Raw genomic sequence first — 16750 nt, forward strand, 5'->3', positions numbered from 1 at the left:
TAGCCATTTTTCATGCAAAATGGCTTAAAGCGTTAAATCTTCATCTTATTTTATAAAAATGTTATCAAAGGTAGGCACGCCCTAAATTAAAGAGCAAAATTATTTGATTTTTGCTTCTTTAAATAGAACGTGCTGGCGAATTTTTGGGTCAAATTTTTTGATTTCCATTTTGCCAGGCATGGTGCGTTTGTTTTTGGTGGTGGTGTAAAAATAACCAGTGCCAGCCGTAGAAACGAGTTTGATTTTATCTCTCATGGTATTATCCTTTTGCTAAATTAAATCTTTTGACCTTGGGCACGCAAATCGGCAAGCACTTTGTCAATACCGTGCTTGTCAATGATACGCATACCTTTTGAAGATACACGAAGACGCACAAAACGGTTTTCAGATTCTACCCAAAAACGATGGTTGTGTAGGTTTGGCAAAAAACGACGGCGGGTTTTGTTGTTAGCGTGAGATACGTTATTACCCACTAGTGGGCGTTTTCCAGTAACTTGGCATACACGAGACATGATGAACTCCTATATTACGATGTGGCACGGATATTGAGCGGTATCGGTTGTGCCGTTTAAACAATCGCCACAAAATTAGGTATGGACTAGGCGGATTATTTAAACTTGTTAGTGATGTCATTTCATCATTATTGTTAAAGGCGACAATAAATAGAAAGTGACAGAAAAATCAAAGCCCGAATTTTACACCAATTTCACTCATATTTCAAGTAAAATTTTAAAATCAGGCTTATTTTATCAAATTTACAAAATTAGCGAGCAGTCAAAGCACTCACAGGCATACCAAACCCTTGCCAACCATAATGCAAAAAGTTACGGATATTGGCGTGGTCGGTGCCGTCTGGTGTGTCTAGCACCGCCTGATAATGTTCGGCAAATAGTTTTAGGGTGTCAAGCTGATTTAGACCGTGCAGTTTGGCAAGACTAAACACCTTGGCAGAGCCTTCGTTAGTGCCGGCAGGATTGACCGCTTCGCCATTATGAAAGGCGACAGGCGTATAAGTGTAATTGGCATCAATAAAGGCAAGCACGTCTTTGAACGTCAAACCGCCCTGCTCAATGCCATTTAACAACCGTGAAATGTCAGTGTGATTCATCATGCATCCATTAGCGATTAAAATAATCGTCGTCGTCAAATGATGGTGGGGCAAAGTTGCCTTGTTCTAGATGGCTCATGTGCATTTGCATAGAGCGTTCGTGTTGGATACGCTGATAAATCTCTTCACGGTGAACAGCGATGTCTTTGGGGGCATTCACACCAAGACGGACTTGGTTGCCTTTGACGCCCAGCACGGTAACGCTGACTTCATCGCCAATCATGAGAGTTTCGCCAACACGGCGAGTTAGGATTAACATAATAGCTCCTTGCTATAAAAACAATGCTAAAAAGCAGAAAAAATAAAAATTACCCAAATTACCCAAGTTGTTATTATAAAACTTCTTGGGTAACTTGTCAGCTTTTTTTGGCAATTTTTACGTAATGATTATGATTAATAAACCAAATCGTTACATAATTGCTAGTTATAGCCCTGCAACCTTACTCTCACCGTCTTCACGGTCAAGCCCAAAGGCAGTGTGTAGTGATTTGACCGCTTTTTCCAAATGCTCTTCTTTAATAAGTACAGATACTTTGATTTCGGAGGTTGAAATCATTTGTAGGTTGATGTTTTCGGACGCTAATGTCTCAAACATTTTGCTTGCCACGCCTGCGTGCGAACGCATACCCACACCCACGATAGAGACTTTGACCACATCGCTCGCTCCCACCACTTGAGTCGCTCCAATGTCGTCTTTGACTTGCTCGTTTAGGATTTTCATGGCTTTGTCAAAGTCGCCACGAGGCACGGTAAAGCTAAAATCGGTTACGCCATTTTCAGACATGTTTTGGATAATCATATCCACTTCGATGTTGGCTTTACCAATCGGGCTTAAAATGGCGGATGCAATACCAGGGCGGTCTGGCACACCAAGCACAACGATTTTGGCTTCATCACGGTTAAAGGCAATGCCTGAGATTACGGCACGTTCCATATCATCTCCTTCATCAGCGGTAATCAGCGTACCGACAGTTTGTTTAAATTCATCATCAAAAGCCCCGTCATTACCTTCATCAAAGCTAGATAGGACACGAAGTGGCACTTTGTATTTGCCTGCAAATTCCACCGAGCGGATTTGTAGCACTTTTGAGCCGAGGCTTGCCATTTCTAGCATTTCTTCAAAAGTGATTTTAGAGAGCTTTTTGGCTTTTGAGGTTACTCGTGGGTCGGTGGTGTATACGCCGTCCACGTCTGTGTAGATTTGGCATTCGTCCGCCCCAATGGCAGCGGCAATTGCCACGCCTGTGGTGTCCGAACCGCCACGACCTAGCGTGGTCAAGTCGTTGTGTTCGTTCACGCCTTGAAAGCCTGCCACAATCAGTACTTTACCGTCAGCCAATTCTCGTTTTAGGTTATCAGCATCAATATGCTCAATGCGGGCTTTGGTGTGGGTGGTGTCGGTCTTAATGGCGACTTGACGACCCGTCATGGATTTGGCATCCACGCCCAAGTCTTTTAGTGCCATGGCAAGTAGAGCGATAGACACCTGCTCGCCTGTGGCAACCATTTGGTCGTATTCACGAGGGTCTGGGTCGTTTGAAATTTCACGAGCCAAACCGATGAGTCGGTTGGTTTCTCCGCTCATTGCCGAAACCACCACCACCACCTGATGACCGTGGTCGTGCCAGCGTTTGACACGCTTGGCGACATTTTTGATACGGGTGGTATTCCCCATTGAAGTACCACCGTATTTTTGTACGATTAGTGCCATAATTTTTCCTTATAAAATAAAAATGGCTTTGGAAGATTAAATGAGTTTGTTTAAAAGTTGGGATTTTTGTGCTTCGGATAAACCTAATTCTTTGCCTAATTTGTTGGTATAATTTACCCAATGAATGTGGTCGTAAATTTTTTCAAAATTTTCTTTATCAAGAAAACCAATATCTGCCAATACACCCCTTTGTCTTTTATCTTTGATTTCAAGGGTACTATGCTCTCGCATAAAACCCCTTTCAAATTTTGTTATATTGTCATAATATATGGTAATAATATCATTTGATAATGGTTTTTTGGGAAAACGAATGTAAGTATCAGTTACAATAATCTTTTTAGTTGGTTGTAATGATTTAATAACTATGAACACCCCAAGCAGATTAAATAAAATTAACAATAATATACCAATCATAGAGATAATAACTGACATAAAGCCAAAAGAATTTTCAGGCAAAAATATCATTGCAATACTCACGATATTACCAATCAGCATTATCCTTATTCCAAATTTTGCAGGAATACAATAATCATATTCTTGGTAATACGCCATTACAAATTATGCCCCTTTAATTCAAAATAAAACGCCACTGCCATTATCATCACCGCCACAAAAATCCACACCGCATAAAAAATCCAATAGTTTTTGACTTTAAAATTTTGGCAAATGGTTTTTTCATCAATCGTCATTACTATACCAGTCAAAAAACTTACTGATGTCCAAACACTACTTTCATCAATACTACCAAGCATTAACAAAAAGAATATCAAACAAGTGGTATAGCGTACGATTTTAATAACCATTGCAATTTTCTAATTAAAAAGTTTTTGGGTGTAAGGTGCGTACCACGCACCAATTTGTGCAATCAGCATAAACTTGGTGCGTATTACGCACCTTACAAATTGGGATTGTAGTACAAAATTGTACGGGCGAATTGCAATTCGCCCCTACACATTCCCAAATTACTTACGCCAATTTACTCGCCAACTCGCCTTGCAACTCCGAAAGTACCTTATCAAGCCCATCAACCTTACTTGCCCCGCCTTGGGCGTAGTCAGGCTTACCGCCACCTTTACCGCCCAATTCGCTTGCCAAATGACGAATGATGTCGCCTGCCTTGACTTTATCAGTCAAGCCCTTCGCCACGCTTGCCGACAGTGCCAAATCATCACTCTCGCCCACCAGTACAATCACTCCGTCAAGGCGAGATTTTAGGGTGTCCATGAGTCCACGAATGGCTTTACCGTCCACGCCTGCCACTTTGGCGATGAGTAGGTTTGTCTCGCCCACTTTGACCGCATTTTGTAGTAGCGACACCGCTTGTAGGCTTGCCAGTTTTTGCTCGGTGCGTTCTAGCTGTTTTTCAAGCTCACGGTTACGCTCGGCAAGGCTACCGACACGGGTTTCAATCTCGCCACGTTTTGCCTTAAAATTCGTTGCCAAATTACCCAAAATCGTCTCGCCTGTCTGCACATAACGCACCGCCCCCATGCCTGTCAAGGCTTCAATACGGCGAACGCCCGATGCGATACCACTCTCGGAGACGATTTTAAACAGACCGATGTCGCCTGTTTGAGCCACGTGGATACCACCGCACAGCTCAATGGAGAACGTAGAGTTATCGGCATTTGTCCCCATGGTCAGCACACGCACGGTTTCGCTATATTTTTCACCAAACAGAGCCATTGCCCCTTTGCCAATGGCTTCATCAATGGGCAGGTATTCAATCTGCACGGGGGTATTTTTTTGGATTTGCTCGTTTACCATGCGTTCAATGGTAGTCAGCTCATCATGACTGATTGGCTTATCATAAGAGAAGTCAAAACGAAGCACATCTGCCGACACCAGCGAGCCTTTTTGGGCAACGCCTGTGCCTAGCACCGCACGCAAACTGGCGTGTAGTAGGTGCGTGGCGGAGTGGTTTTTAGCAGACGCTTTACGCACATCGGCAATTACTTGGGCGTTGGCGGACTGATTTGGGGCAATCTCGCCCATTTTTACCGTGCCATAATGGATAATCGCCGTGCCTGATTTTTTGGTATCTTCAACAAAAAACACCCCTGTGGACGTGCTAATCTCGCCTATCTCGCCCACTTGACCGCCACCTTCGGCATAAAATGGCGTGGCAGACAGCACAATCACACCTTCATCGCCTTCGCCCAGACGCTCCACCGCCTTGCCGTCTTGGTACACGCCCATGATTTGGCTTTGGTTGTCTAGCAGGTCATAGCCGACAAATTCGGTTGGGGTCTCCACCTTTACGCTACTTGTGTAATCCACATCAAATTTGCCCGCTTCTCTGGCACGAGTGCGTTGGGCTTCCATCGCCACATTAAAGCCGTCTTCATCAATACCCACGCCACGCTCACGAGCGATGTCGGCAGTTAGGTCGGTTGGGAAACCATAGGTGTCATACAACTTAAACACCGTCTCGCCTGTCAAGGTGTCGCCTGTGTTTAAACTTTCTAATTCGCCCGATAATAGACGTAAGCCCTGTGCTAGCGTTTTGGCAAATTGTTCTTCTTCTTTTAAAATGACCGCTCCGATTTCGTCTTGTTTTTCAATCAATTGCGGATAGGCTTCGCCCATTTCCTTGATAAGAGCGGGGACAAGTTTGTAAAAGAACGCCCCGTCTGCCCCCAGTTTATTGCCATGACGTACCGCACGGCGAATGATACGGCGTAGGACATAGCCACGCCCTTCGTTACTTGGGCGAACACCGTCAGCGATGAGAAACGACACGGCACGGATATGGTCGGCGATGACTTTAAAAGACGGCTCATAAGTATTTTCCACGCCAATCACTTGGGCGGTCGCATTCATGAGATTGATAAACAAATCCGTCTCATAGTTGCCATATTTGCCCTGCATGACCGAACTGATACGTTCTAGCCCCATACCTGTATCCACGGACGGCTTGGGTAAGGGTTCTAGCGTGCCGTCTTTTTGGCGGTTAAACTGCATAAATACACAGTTCCAAATCTCCACATAACGGTCGCCGTCTTCGTCAGGCGTACCCGGTAGCCCGCCTGCGATATGCTCGCCATAATCATAAAAAATCTCGGAGCAAGGCCCGCAAGGTCCTGTATCGCCCATCGCCCAAAAGTTATCCGACTGATAAAGTCCGCCTTTATCGCCAATGCGAATAATCCGCTCAGGGGCAAGCCCGATGTCCTTATGCCAAATGTCAAAGGCTTCATCATCGGTATGATAGACAGTTACATAAAGGCGGTCTTTTGGCAGGGCAAGCCATTTGTCATCGGTCAAAAACTCCCACGCAAAGGCAATGGCATCCTTTTTAAAATAATCGCCAAAACTAAAATTACCGAGCATTTCAAAAAACGTATGATGACGGGCGGTGTAGCCAACATTGTCAAGGTCGTTGTGCTTGCCTCCTGCACGCACGCATTTTTGTGATGACACGGCACGCACATAGTCTCGCTTTTCTAACCCCAAAAAGGTGTCTTTAAATTGGTTCATGCCGGCGTTGGTAAACAGTAGCGTGGGGTCATTGTGCGGAATTAGGCTAGATGACGGTACAGGCGTGTGGTTTTTGCTTTTAAAAAAGTCAATAAAGGCTTGACGCACTTCGGTCAGTTGCATGGTTTTATTTAAGTGAGCGGTTGTCATGGTCATATCCAGTAGATTGCCTGTGATTTTTAAAAATCATGGGGCGAATTTAATTTTAAATAAACGGTTAATTTTATCACAAACCGCCATAATTAACAGTGATTTTAACCAATTTTTCACAAAATTTGGTTGAAAATCTAAAAATTTTAATAACTTTTTGGAATTAATATGAAACCCTTATAAAAATTATGGAATTTTAGATAAAAACGCTTAACATTCATGTAAAAAAGGTGTATAAATAGCGTATAGATTTTATCCATAAAAGTAATAGGGGGTTTACCATGAACATTCCACTGTTTAGTGCCATCTTTTCGATTGCTTCTACCGTACTCATTGGGGTTTTGATGATTGTGGTGTTTGTCAATGACATGACCAATATGCAAACGGTGCTTGGTGCTGTGGTCGCAGGACTTGTGGTAAGCATTCCTATCGCCCTTGTCGTTACCAAACGTATCGCTGCCATGACAAACTCTGCCAGCTCCACTCCCAATCAACAAAAAACGCAGTAACGCTTTTGGCACAGCTTATCTAGCCTAATATCACAATACCAGCCAGAGAGCCAAGCCACAGCCGAAACAACAGATACGCCATGATAGCACGCCCTATCATGGCTTGTCTTTATTTTGGTTAAACAAAGCCAATAATTCATGTTACAATAGCATTTATTTATCACAAATAGAGTCGTCATGAATGAGTTGTCCCTAATCGTCGATTTGCGTTGGTGCTTGGATGAGCTATTAAAAGAAGGTCGCATTGACCAAAAATCATACAATCTTGTCATCACCAGTCGCAACGACCCCGCCTTGCACCCTGTCCAAAACATCGCCCGTTTTAATCTGACCAATTTATTAGACCATCAGCCCCTAACTTTGGATAAGCTCAATCTGTGGTTGGCGGGCAAAGCTGGTGTGGACGTGGTGCGAATTGACCCCCTAAAAGTGGACGTGCCGAGCGTGACGGGCATCATGTCCTTTGAATACGCCAAAAATCAGTACATTCTGCCCATTGCTGTGACCGACACAGAAGTCATCATCGGCACTGACCAACCTTTTTATCACGATTGGCATGCCAACATCAGCCACATCGTCCACCCCAAAACCATCAAAACCGTCTATCTGTCGCCCGAACAGCTAAGTCGCTACCGTGCCGAGTTCTATCAAGTAACAAAAGCCATCGCAGGGGCAGACATCGCCCACAAAAAAGCAAGTGCGGACGTTACCAACGTAGAAGCCCTGCTCCAACTTGGCGATAATAGCAATCCCGATGCCAATGACCAACACATCGTCAAGGTTGTGGATTGGCTCTTACAATATGCCTTTGAACAGCGAGCTTCCGACATTCATTTGGAGCCACGCCGTGAGACGGGCAAGGTGCGATTTAGAATTGACGGGGTGTTACATACCGTGTATGAGATGCCGAGTGCGATTTTGACAGCCGTTACCGCTCGTATCAAGATTTTGGGGCGACTAAACGTTGCCGAAAAACGAAAGCCCCAAGACGGGCGATTAAAAACCCGCACGCCAAAAGGACTAGAAACCGAACTTCGTCTATCTACGTTGCCCACCGCTTTTGGCGAAAAGCTCGTCATGCGTGTGTTTGACCCCGAAGTGCTGGTACGCACCTTTGCCCAGCTTGGCTTGACGGGCAAACAGCTAGAAACGTGGCACGCTCTCACCTCTCATCCCAACGGCATTATTCTGGTAACAGGTCCAACGGGTTCAGGCAAAACCACCACCTTATATAGCACACTCAAACAACTTGCTACCGAAAAAGTGAACGTATGTACCATTGAAGACCCGATTGAGATGATTGAGCCGTCTTTTAACCAAATGCAGATTAACTCGGCGATTGATTTGCACTTTGCAGACGGCATTCGCTCGCTCATGCGACAAGACCCCGACATCATCATGGTGGGCGAAATCCGAGACGGCGAGACGGCAGACATGGCGGTGCAGGCAAGTCTCACGGGGCATTTGGTGTTATCCACCTTGCATACCAATGACGCTCCAAGCTCCTTGACACGGCTACATGATTTGGGCGTTCAGCCGTTTTTGACATCGGCAACCATTTTGGGTATTATGGCTCAAAGGCTTGTCAGAACGCTTTGCCCCCATTGTAAATCCGCCCAAGACGTGAGCGAAAACTCGCCCCTAGCGGACGAATGGCGTGGGCTTGTCGCTCCGTGGAATGCTCCCGTACCGTCCAAAATCTACACCGCCGTGGGCTGTGACGAATGTAGAAACACAGGCTACAAAGGGCGAATCGGGCTATATGAGATTTTGCCGTTGTCTAACGAACTCAAAAAACTGGTTGCCAAAGACGCAAGCCTTGACGACCTAAAACGCCAAGCATATAGCGAAGGCGTACTACCGTTACGCATAGAAGGGGCAAAACGTGTGGCAGAAGGTGTTACCACGCTTGAAGAAGTGCTAAGGGTGGTTCCATTAAATTGACCGACAATGCCATCTAAAAAATTCCAAAACCCGAAATCAAAACAAACCCCAAAGTTTAAAACTTTGGGGTTTTAAGTTAGGTGCTTAGATTAGAAGCGATATGTTGCACCAACTTTAACGATGGGATACCAGGTAGGGTTATTATCTCTGATGGTTTTTTCTAAGTCAGCTTTGAACTCTTTTTCACGTTGACCGCCTAGAACAGTAGCGTTATCCACATTCACCTCGGTTTTCCATTTACCAGTATAGGTAGCACCCACCTCACCAAAGAAACCTAAGCGACTGTTGCTGTTAATGTTTGGCTTAACGCCCAAAGTTAAGTAAGGGGCTAGGGTATTACCAGACTTTGCCTTAACGTTAATGTCGCCATTAACCTGATACTCTTTGTTATCAATCTTAAGGGTAGCATTAAGCTTGTTGTCTTGCACAATGACACCAGTACCCACGGTCAAGCGGTTTTTCCAAGGACGTAGATTAACACCAACATAAGGGTTGCTGTAATCGCCATCAAGTCTTAGGTTGCCTTGGTAGTCGTCCCACTCATCGCCCAGTACTTTTTTCCAGTTGATGATAGAGTCGCTACCACCAATATCGGTATCCACATCAAAGCTACCACCATTCCAACCAGCGACCACTTCGGTTGATTCGTTGGCTGACCATGCAATGCTCGCACCATAGCCCAATGTACCAATCTCAGCATTGATGGCACCTGGTTTGGCTAGTGTGGTAAATACAGTTTTGCCACTGTCCACAATAGTGTGACCTGCATCAGTTACGACATTTGCCATGGCAGTACCAGAAAATAGTACCACAGTAGTTAGGGTTGCTAACTTTAAAGTTTTCATCATTTTTTCTCCAAAAGTAATATATAAACTAAATATTAATTTATATGCTTTTATTTTAATATTAAAAAGCCATAAAATCAATAGTCAATTCAAAGGGATTTGTGATATTTTGATGACTTTCATGTTTTGTTGTGTAAACGTATAGACTTCAAATTACCAAAAAAGATTGTTTTATAAAAACAACAATCTTATGTATGGCAAGACAAAGTTTTTAAATCGATTCTCATCCGCCAAAAGCCACCCATCACCTACCCCACACCGGCAGATGAATCCCCTCTCGCCCATGCAACACACAAACGGCATGAACTTTGGCGGTAGCATGCTCTGACCAAATGGCATTTGCCATGGCAAGCAGTGTTGAGCCTGTGGTTACAACATCATCAACCAGTATCGCATGGCGGGTAGGTAGCGTACCGGTAAGATAAAAATCATGCTTCACATTTTGCAAACGCTCACCACGACTAAGACCACGCTGATGAATGGCATTATCCAAGCGAGAGATGCCCTGCCATATCGGTATCTGCCACAAAAAAGATAAATACTTGGTCAAAATCAGCACAGGGTGAAAACCCCGTTCCACCAAACGAGTGCCTGTGGTCGGAGTTGGAACAAGCACGGCGTTATCGGCACTCACGCCTTGGGGTCGCCTGACGTATCTCATCAGATGATACAAAACCATAAGTGATGATACATTCGCTTTATCCTTAAAAACCGTCATGACCCGCTTTAATGGCACCTCATAATAAGCAGCTGCATACAAAGGCATCTCCTGCTTATCATCACGTATGACAAATATTGGCAATCTATCCGCCCATTGTGCATGGCAATAAATACAAAGTAATGGCGTACGATAAAAAGGGGCATGGTAAAATGGGGCATGTTGGGTTGCATGTTCCATCTTTAAATCAGCTCTGACATCTATCGCTTGTCCACATAACTGGCAACACTCATGTATGTATGAAGCAAGCATGGCAAGGGCATATGGGGGCAGACGAGCAGGCAAGGATTATAACCCCATCCAATCGTTTAACATCACACCCACACCCACGGTTGTAGACTCATGATTATAATCAATGATGGATGAGCCATAGCCATGAAACAGCTGAACATAACCACTTACGCCTTTGCCGATGGGGCGAACATAGTCAAGTTGAATCGCTCCTTTGCTGTTCTTAGGATTATAACGCAAAGTGCCTGATACGTTATTACCCTTATCAAACTGATACATAAAACGCACATCACCATAATAATCCATGATATCAGGATTATCGTTGGGCTTGGAGCCATTGTCCTTTTTTAAGATACGCCCCCACACACGTGGCATGACCGTAAACTTACCCCACTCTGCTCCTGCCATGGCATAGGCACGATTCCACGAACGTGACAGCGGGTCATCCTCACCATTTGAGTGATGTACCACACCTGCACCCAACATACGCAACCTACCACCAAAGGGCAGGTCTGCCACCACAGGCTGAGTGATGAACAGCTCTGGCTGATAGTCATGAGCCCTAAACGGACGTGAGTTATCTTCGTTATACACCTGCCAATGCGACTGCTGAGTATAGCCAAACCACATGTCTGCGTTCGTGCCAAACAGGTCTTCGACAACTTTGGATTTAAATGACACTTGGAATTTTAACTCGGTACTACGAATGTCATTGTCGGTATAGTCCACCACTTCTTGAGTTGAGGTGCTGACCGAACGGTTGGGTTTGGTATTGACAAACACCGGCAGGACATACATGGGGTTATGGGGACGAGCCTTCCACAGTCCACCACTGTTTTTGTCCAAGTCATAAGCCAGACTCATCGGAGTGTATCTACCACCATCCACACTACCAAAGCCGCTGGCACTGATGTTAGGACTCATATCATCACTCATCTCATTCATGCCATCGTCTGTTAAAGTCATATCAATGGCCGATGAATACTTGACAGGCTCAATAAAGGCAATTTGTGGGCTACCTTTTATAAGATGTCCAAATGTCTGTTTTAAATCAAGGGGACGTTTTTCATGAAGCACGCTTGGCACCCTACCTAGGGCAATGCTATCAAAACATGCCAAACGCTCGCCATCATTTAACACAGACGCACAATCAAAAAACAGCCGTTCATCGTATATGGGGCTTGCAATGTCAAGCTCACTTATCTGCACACGCTCATCAGAGATGGGTAGTATCATCTCTTCTGCCCATGCCTGCCCACTCATGACACCCAAACACGGTAACAAGAATGACACAGCAAGGCTCAATCGCTTTGGAATAAAATTCATAAATATCTCACACAAGCACATAACGCAAATGATGTTAGCCGCTCATCAAATAAGAGCGGTACATTGGGCATCATGTATCTAAACCTTATCTAATTTTATCAATCATTATACACTAGAACAAACAGCATATTTTAACAAAAATCAAACATGCTTGTAAATTGTAAATCAAACAGTAATTAGGACGTGCCTACCTTTGATATTTGTATGAAAAACACAAAAGGTAGGCACACCCTAATTATTTAAAAAATCATCAAAATTTTGCCAATGCAGTCTCAAAATCGGTACGCTTAACCTCACCGAGCAGCATGGTTTGTAATTGTCCTTGCTGATAAATGAGCAATGCAGGTGGCCCAAACAGCCCATAACGTGCCAATACGGCTCGGCTGTCGTCATTGGTCTCAGTGATATCCAGTTTAACAACTTGATAATTTGACAGCACCTCGGGGCGGTTGGTAAACAGTGTGCGTTCCATGATGCGACATTCCACACACCAATCGGCGGTTACATCCACCAGTACTTTTTCATGACTGGCAAGAATGGGGTCAAGTTCATCCAGACTGCTTATCTTAATATCTGCCCTAGCATCTGCGATGGTCGCTGTCGCTGTTGTCCCAAGTTTGCTCAAAGGTCGCCATGGGTCATTTGCCCCCATGCTTGCTCCCACCACAAGGCACGCCGTCCAAACAACCCCTACCAAGGCAAAGGCATGGGATGCCATATTTTTTATTCTAAACAGCCATACCGCCGTCATCGCAAACCACACCGCCCAAATGACAAGCATGACAGGCGACAGCAGTAGTCGCTCCAACAAAGACAGCGATACCGCCAGTAATAATAATCCACAAAATTCCTTGACACGGTTCATCCACTCGCCTGCTTTTGGCATGAACTTACCTTGTGCCAAACCGATGAACATGAGTGGCACAGACAGCCCCAACCCCAAAGAGAATAAAGCAATAAAACCAAAAGGCACACTACCGCTTACCGAAACCGCCGTCAAAGCTCCTGCCATGGGGGCAGACACGCAAGGCGATACCACCAACGCCGATAACGCCCCAGCAATAAAGCTACCACCGACACTGCCCAGTTTATCGTCAGCAGATTGAGACTTTCTGTGTAAAATGTTTTGCACCCCAGATGGCAATGTTATCTTAACAACATCAAACATATACAAGGCAAGCAAGGCAAAAATAATGGCAAATATTCCCAACACATAAGGATTTTGTAACAGTCCAAGCACACCCAATGCCTGCCCAAACCACGCAATCAATCCCCCCAGTACGCCATAAGCGGTTGCTACGCCCAGCCCATAACTGCCCGACAAAACAAAGCCTTTTAAAGCGGTGTTAGATTTGTTGTGCGTTACAATATTAGCAACAATCGGTATCATTGGATAGACACATGGTGTAAAGGATAACAACAATCCTGCCAAAAAGAGCAACAATACCGCCAAAGCAGGGTTTTTGTTAATACCAAAGGGGTCGCTTTGGCTGCTGAGCGCCTGATGATTGGTGTCTAAGGTTGTCTTAGTTTGGGTATTGGTTGAGGCATTGGTTGAGAGATTGACCATACCATCAGAGGTATGACTGTCCAAACCCATATTTGGCTCACCCATGACCCCCCCTTGCTCATCATCAAGCACATGAGTTACCAATGGCGATGATGGGGTTGATGATGTTTGATCAAGCGTGGCATTTTGGTTGGTGGATAAACTCACCTCATTTTGATTTGTCGCTGTCTGTCCAGATTGGGCAGGTGCTACATTTGGATTTCTTTTATCCAAAGCATGGTTTGAGTCATTATTTAAGCCAGACCCTGCGTCTTTGGGTGCACCTTTTCTAGATGGGCTTGTCTTATTTGCGCTCTGAGTGCCTGTGTCATTATTTTTTGATGAATCAGAACTGCCTGTCAGATTGATGGTGGTATTTAGCGTCTCAGGAGGATAGCATAGCCCCGCCTTGGCACAGCCCTGCCAGCGGATACTTATCGGAGCATTCGTATCAGCACTGGCGGTCAATTTAACAGTTGCCACCACGTCATCATCAAACACCGCTACCCGTCCAAACTCAGGGTCATCTATCATGGTGTGTGTTTTATTAAATGACCATGTTCCCATACTCACACCATCAGGTAAGGTCAGTTTGATTTTATCTTTATATACATAATGCCCAGGCGTTACGCCAAATGTGAGTGTGAGTAGGTTGCCTTGCTGATGGGCAGAGACGTTAAAAGCCTGATGAACAGGTAAAAATTTTGATTTGGGTTGCTGGGCGAATAAACTTGATACACTGCCATCGCTTTTGGCGGTATCAGCAGACAGTGCCATCGCTGGCAGGGGCAGAGTCAAAGACAAAGCAATCGCTAGGATGGAAAAACGGGGCGAACAGGTGAATTTTGACATATTTTTAGCCATGATGAAATGATAAAATGGCATAAGCCACAGAAAAAACGGCTTATTATATCATAAGCCATTTTTGGCGATTATACGCAACTTACACATGATTGTGGATTTTTGTTAATTTTACTTCAAATTTAATTACTTCAAATTTAATTTTGCTTTAAATAAGGCCATGCCGCCCTAAGATAAATCATCATTGACCATAAGGTTAATATCACCGCAACAACCATCAAGGCATAACCCAACGTCTCCAAACTCTCCCAGTTAAGCAGCAACACAATAATGGCAATCATTTGAAATGTGGTTTTTAATTTACCCACATATGAGACCGCCACACTGGTACGATTACCAAGCTCTGCCATCCACTCACGCAGTGCAGACACAGCAATTTCACGAGAAATGATGACAATGGCGCTAATCGCCATCACGATGTTTGGATGCCACTGCACCAAAACAATCAGTGCTGCTGCCACCATCAATTTATCCGCCACAGGGTCTAAAAAGCGTCCAAATGCCGAACTCTGGTTCAATTTACGTGCCAAATAGCCATCGAGCCAATCGGTCACTGCCGCCAATATAAAAACAAACGTCAGCAAAAAATGACGGAGCATGTTATCGCTGTATTCTAGCATGCCAAGGCGAGCAATGGCGTTATCAGGAATGGCAGGCACACCAATGCCAAGTGCGGGGGGCATGTACGCAATCGCCACGAACAGCGGTATCATGACAATGCGAGCAATCGTCAAGTTATTGGGCAGGGTAAAAATGCTAGTCTTGTTGGGCTTATCGTTAGACATGGCGAGTTAAACATAAAAATATGGGCGTATGATACCCTAAAATGGGGTGTTTTTGTGTAAAAATTTAAGATTTTTACACAGATTTTTGGTAAAATAAAGCAATTTTTATGCCCACTTTATTTTTATCCTTTATCCTTTGACACTCATCATCAAATCATCACACCATCATGACTCATCCGACCCCATCATCGCCTAAGCCCGCCACCCACTTTGACGCCATCATCATCGGTGCAGGGGCTTCTGGGCTGTTTTGTGCTTTTCATCTTGCCCAGCGTGGCAAAAGCGTGTTGGTGCTTGACCACACCAACAAAGCTGGCAAAAAAATTCTCATGTCAGGGGGCGGACGGTGTAACTTCGTCAATATGGACGTGCGTCCTGAGCATTTTATCAGCCATAATCCGCATTTTGTACGGTCGGCATTGGCAAAATTCACGCCCCATCATTTCATGAATTATGTCTATAAGCATGGCATTGGTTTTCATGAAAAATCGCACGGGCAACTGTTCTGCGATGACTCATCCAAAGACATCCTAAACATGCTCCTGACCGAATGCGACCATCATGGCGTAACCATCTGGCTAAACACCAAAATCAGCACCATCAACAAGAGCGACACATTCACCCTAACCACGCACAAAGACAACCGTGAGCATACCCTGTCTGCCCACTCACTCATCATCGCCACAGGCGGTCTGTCCATTCCCACGCTTGGGGCGAGCGGTTTTGGCTATCAGGTTGCCGAGCAGTTTGGACATCAGATACTGCCAACATCGGCAGGGCTTGTGCCATTTACCTTTACCGGCCACATCGGAGCCATGGCAAAAGAGCTAAGCGGTATCAGCATGGACGTCATCGCCTTTAATGACAAAGCCCAATTTGCCCTACCGCTACTGTTTACCCATCGGGGACTGTCAGGCCCTGCCATGCTTCAACTATCCAACTACTGGCAAATCGGCGAGTACATTCACATTAACCTACTGCCACACATGAGTGCAGGCGAGCTGTTAATCAAACACAAACACACGCACCCCAAACAGCACATTCGCACCGCCTTACAACCCTATTTTGCCAAAAAACTGCTATTGGCGTTAGAGAGCCATTTTTGGCAACAGCACAAAGACAGCGATCTTGCCAACATCAAGGACAAAGAACTCATCACGCTTGGCAATACCCTAAACGACTGGCAAATCAAGCCATCAGGCACCGAAGGCTACCGAGTGGCAGAAGTAACCCTTGGCGGTGTGGATACCCGTGATGTATCTAGCAAAACCTTTGAGAGTAAGCTGTGCGATGGTCTATACTTTATCGGCGAAGTGCTGGATGTCACAGGTCAGCTTGGCGGTTATAATTTTCACTGGGCATGGGCAAGTGGCTTTGCGTGTGCGATGGCGGTGTGAGTAGGTTTTATTGGAATTTTTTTAAATCAGCCCCATGTTTAGCCTTAATATCAGTGACTGATTCATCAAGGGAGAGTTATTAATTTAATCTCACACCCAAAAATCACCCAATAATCAACAAACCACCATTTTAGGT

Annotated in this window: 15 protein-coding genes and 1 pseudogene; 3 read left to right on the forward strand and 13 right to left on the reverse strand. The window is 44.9% G+C overall.

The window, feature by feature from the left end:
* Nucleotides 1-99 precede the first annotated feature (99 nt).
* From rpmG to alaS, 8 genes and pseudogenes are all read right to left on the reverse strand, one after another.
* Entirely contained in the window at nucleotides 100-255 is a 156-nt protein-coding gene (gene rpmG, locus B5J94_RS05790; protein ID WP_003659281.1) for a 50S ribosomal protein L33, read from the reverse strand.
* Between the two features lie 20 nt (nucleotides 256-275).
* A complete protein-coding gene (rpmB, locus tag B5J94_RS05795) occupies nucleotides 276-512 on the reverse strand; it encodes a 50S ribosomal protein L28 (RefSeq protein ID WP_029102716.1) in 237 nt (78 codons plus the stop codon).
* A 251-nt stretch (nucleotides 513-763) separates the two neighbouring features.
* Nucleotides 764-1108, reverse strand: a complete 345-nt coding sequence (locus tag B5J94_RS05800; RefSeq protein WP_062498159.1) for a HopJ type III effector protein — start codon at nucleotides 1106-1108, stop codon at nucleotides 764-766.
* 91 nt (nucleotides 1109-1199) lie between these two features.
* Nucleotides 1200-1367 (reverse strand): annotated as a pseudogene (gene csrA / locus B5J94_RS05805) (carbon storage regulator CsrA); the annotation flags it as partial.
* Between the two features lie 165 nt (nucleotides 1368-1532).
* Nucleotides 1533-2819 (reverse strand): aspartate kinase, encoded by a 1287-nt coding sequence (locus B5J94_RS05810; protein ID WP_062498157.1) that lies wholly within the window; start codon nucleotides 2817-2819, stop codon nucleotides 1533-1535.
* Nucleotides 2820-2855: 36 nt separating this feature from the next.
* On the reverse strand, nucleotides 2856-3371 hold the full coding sequence (locus tag B5J94_RS05815; RefSeq protein WP_143821911.1) for a hypothetical protein: 516 nt from the start codon (nucleotides 3369-3371) through the stop codon (nucleotides 2856-2858).
* Nucleotides 3371-3622 carry a hypothetical protein gene (locus B5J94_RS13850; protein WP_143821912.1) on the reverse strand — a complete coding sequence of 84 codons (252 nt, stop codon included), beginning with the start codon at nucleotides 3620-3622 and terminating at the stop codon, nucleotides 3371-3373. Before B5J94_RS13850 ends, B5J94_RS05815 begins: the two co-directional genes overlap by 1 nt.
* Before the next feature lie 163 nt (nucleotides 3623-3785).
* Nucleotides 3786-6449 (reverse strand): alanine--tRNA ligase, encoded by a 2664-nt coding sequence (gene alaS, locus B5J94_RS05820; RefSeq protein ID WP_062498165.1) that lies wholly within the window; start codon nucleotides 6447-6449, stop codon nucleotides 3786-3788.
* A 281-nt stretch (nucleotides 6450-6730) separates the two neighbouring features.
* Here alaS and B5J94_RS05825 point away from each other — a divergent pair, with 281 nt between their 5' ends.
* Together B5J94_RS05825 and B5J94_RS05830 are read left to right on the forward strand one after the other, a co-directional pair.
* Complete coding sequence (locus tag B5J94_RS05825; RefSeq protein ID WP_062498152.1) at nucleotides 6731-6958, forward strand: hypothetical protein; 228 nt, start codon at nucleotides 6731-6733, stop codon at nucleotides 6956-6958.
* A gap of 177 nt (nucleotides 6959-7135) precedes the next feature.
* Complete coding sequence (locus tag B5J94_RS05830) at nucleotides 7136-8902, forward strand: GspE/PulE family protein (protein WP_062498150.1); 1767 nt, start codon at nucleotides 7136-7138, stop codon at nucleotides 8900-8902.
* A gap of 89 nt (nucleotides 8903-8991) precedes the next feature.
* On the opposite strand, the gene B5J94_RS05835 is transcribed toward B5J94_RS05830, so the two are convergent.
* From B5J94_RS05835 to pgsA, 5 genes are all read right to left on the reverse strand, one after another.
* Nucleotides 8992-9750 carry a hypothetical protein gene (locus B5J94_RS05835; protein ID WP_062498149.1) on the reverse strand — a complete coding sequence of 253 codons (759 nt, stop codon included), beginning with the start codon at nucleotides 9748-9750 and terminating at the stop codon, nucleotides 8992-8994.
* Nucleotides 9751-9991: 241 nt separating this feature from the next.
* On the reverse strand, nucleotides 9992-10750 hold the full coding sequence (locus B5J94_RS05840) for a ComF family protein (protein WP_156471025.1): 759 nt from the start codon (nucleotides 10748-10750) through the stop codon (nucleotides 9992-9994).
* 3 nt (nucleotides 10751-10753) lie between these two features.
* Nucleotides 10754-12022: a phospholipase A gene (locus B5J94_RS05845; RefSeq protein ID WP_143821914.1), complete on the reverse strand. Its 1269-nt coding sequence runs from the start codon at nucleotides 12020-12022 to the stop codon at nucleotides 10754-10756.
* 250 nt (nucleotides 12023-12272) lie between these two features.
* Nucleotides 12273-14423 carry a cytochrome c biogenesis protein CcdA gene (locus B5J94_RS05850; protein ID WP_158081041.1) on the reverse strand — a complete coding sequence of 717 codons (2151 nt, stop codon included), beginning with the start codon at nucleotides 14421-14423 and terminating at the stop codon, nucleotides 12273-12275.
* A 146-nt stretch (nucleotides 14424-14569) separates the two neighbouring features.
* On the reverse strand, nucleotides 14570-15217 hold the full coding sequence (gene pgsA, locus B5J94_RS05855; RefSeq protein WP_062498140.1) for a CDP-diacylglycerol--glycerol-3-phosphate 3-phosphatidyltransferase: 648 nt from the start codon (nucleotides 15215-15217) through the stop codon (nucleotides 14570-14572).
* 167 nt (nucleotides 15218-15384) lie between these two features.
* Between pgsA and B5J94_RS05860 the strand changes: the two genes are divergently transcribed.
* A complete protein-coding gene (locus B5J94_RS05860; protein ID WP_062498138.1) occupies nucleotides 15385-16614 on the forward strand; it encodes a BaiN/RdsA family NAD(P)/FAD-dependent oxidoreductase in 1230 nt (409 codons plus the stop codon).
* Nucleotides 16615-16750 lie beyond the last annotated feature (136 nt).

This window comes from Moraxella lacunata, assembly GCF_002027545.1.
In the GTDB taxonomy this organism is placed as follows: Bacteria; Pseudomonadota; Gammaproteobacteria; order Pseudomonadales; family Moraxellaceae; genus Moraxella; species Moraxella lacunata.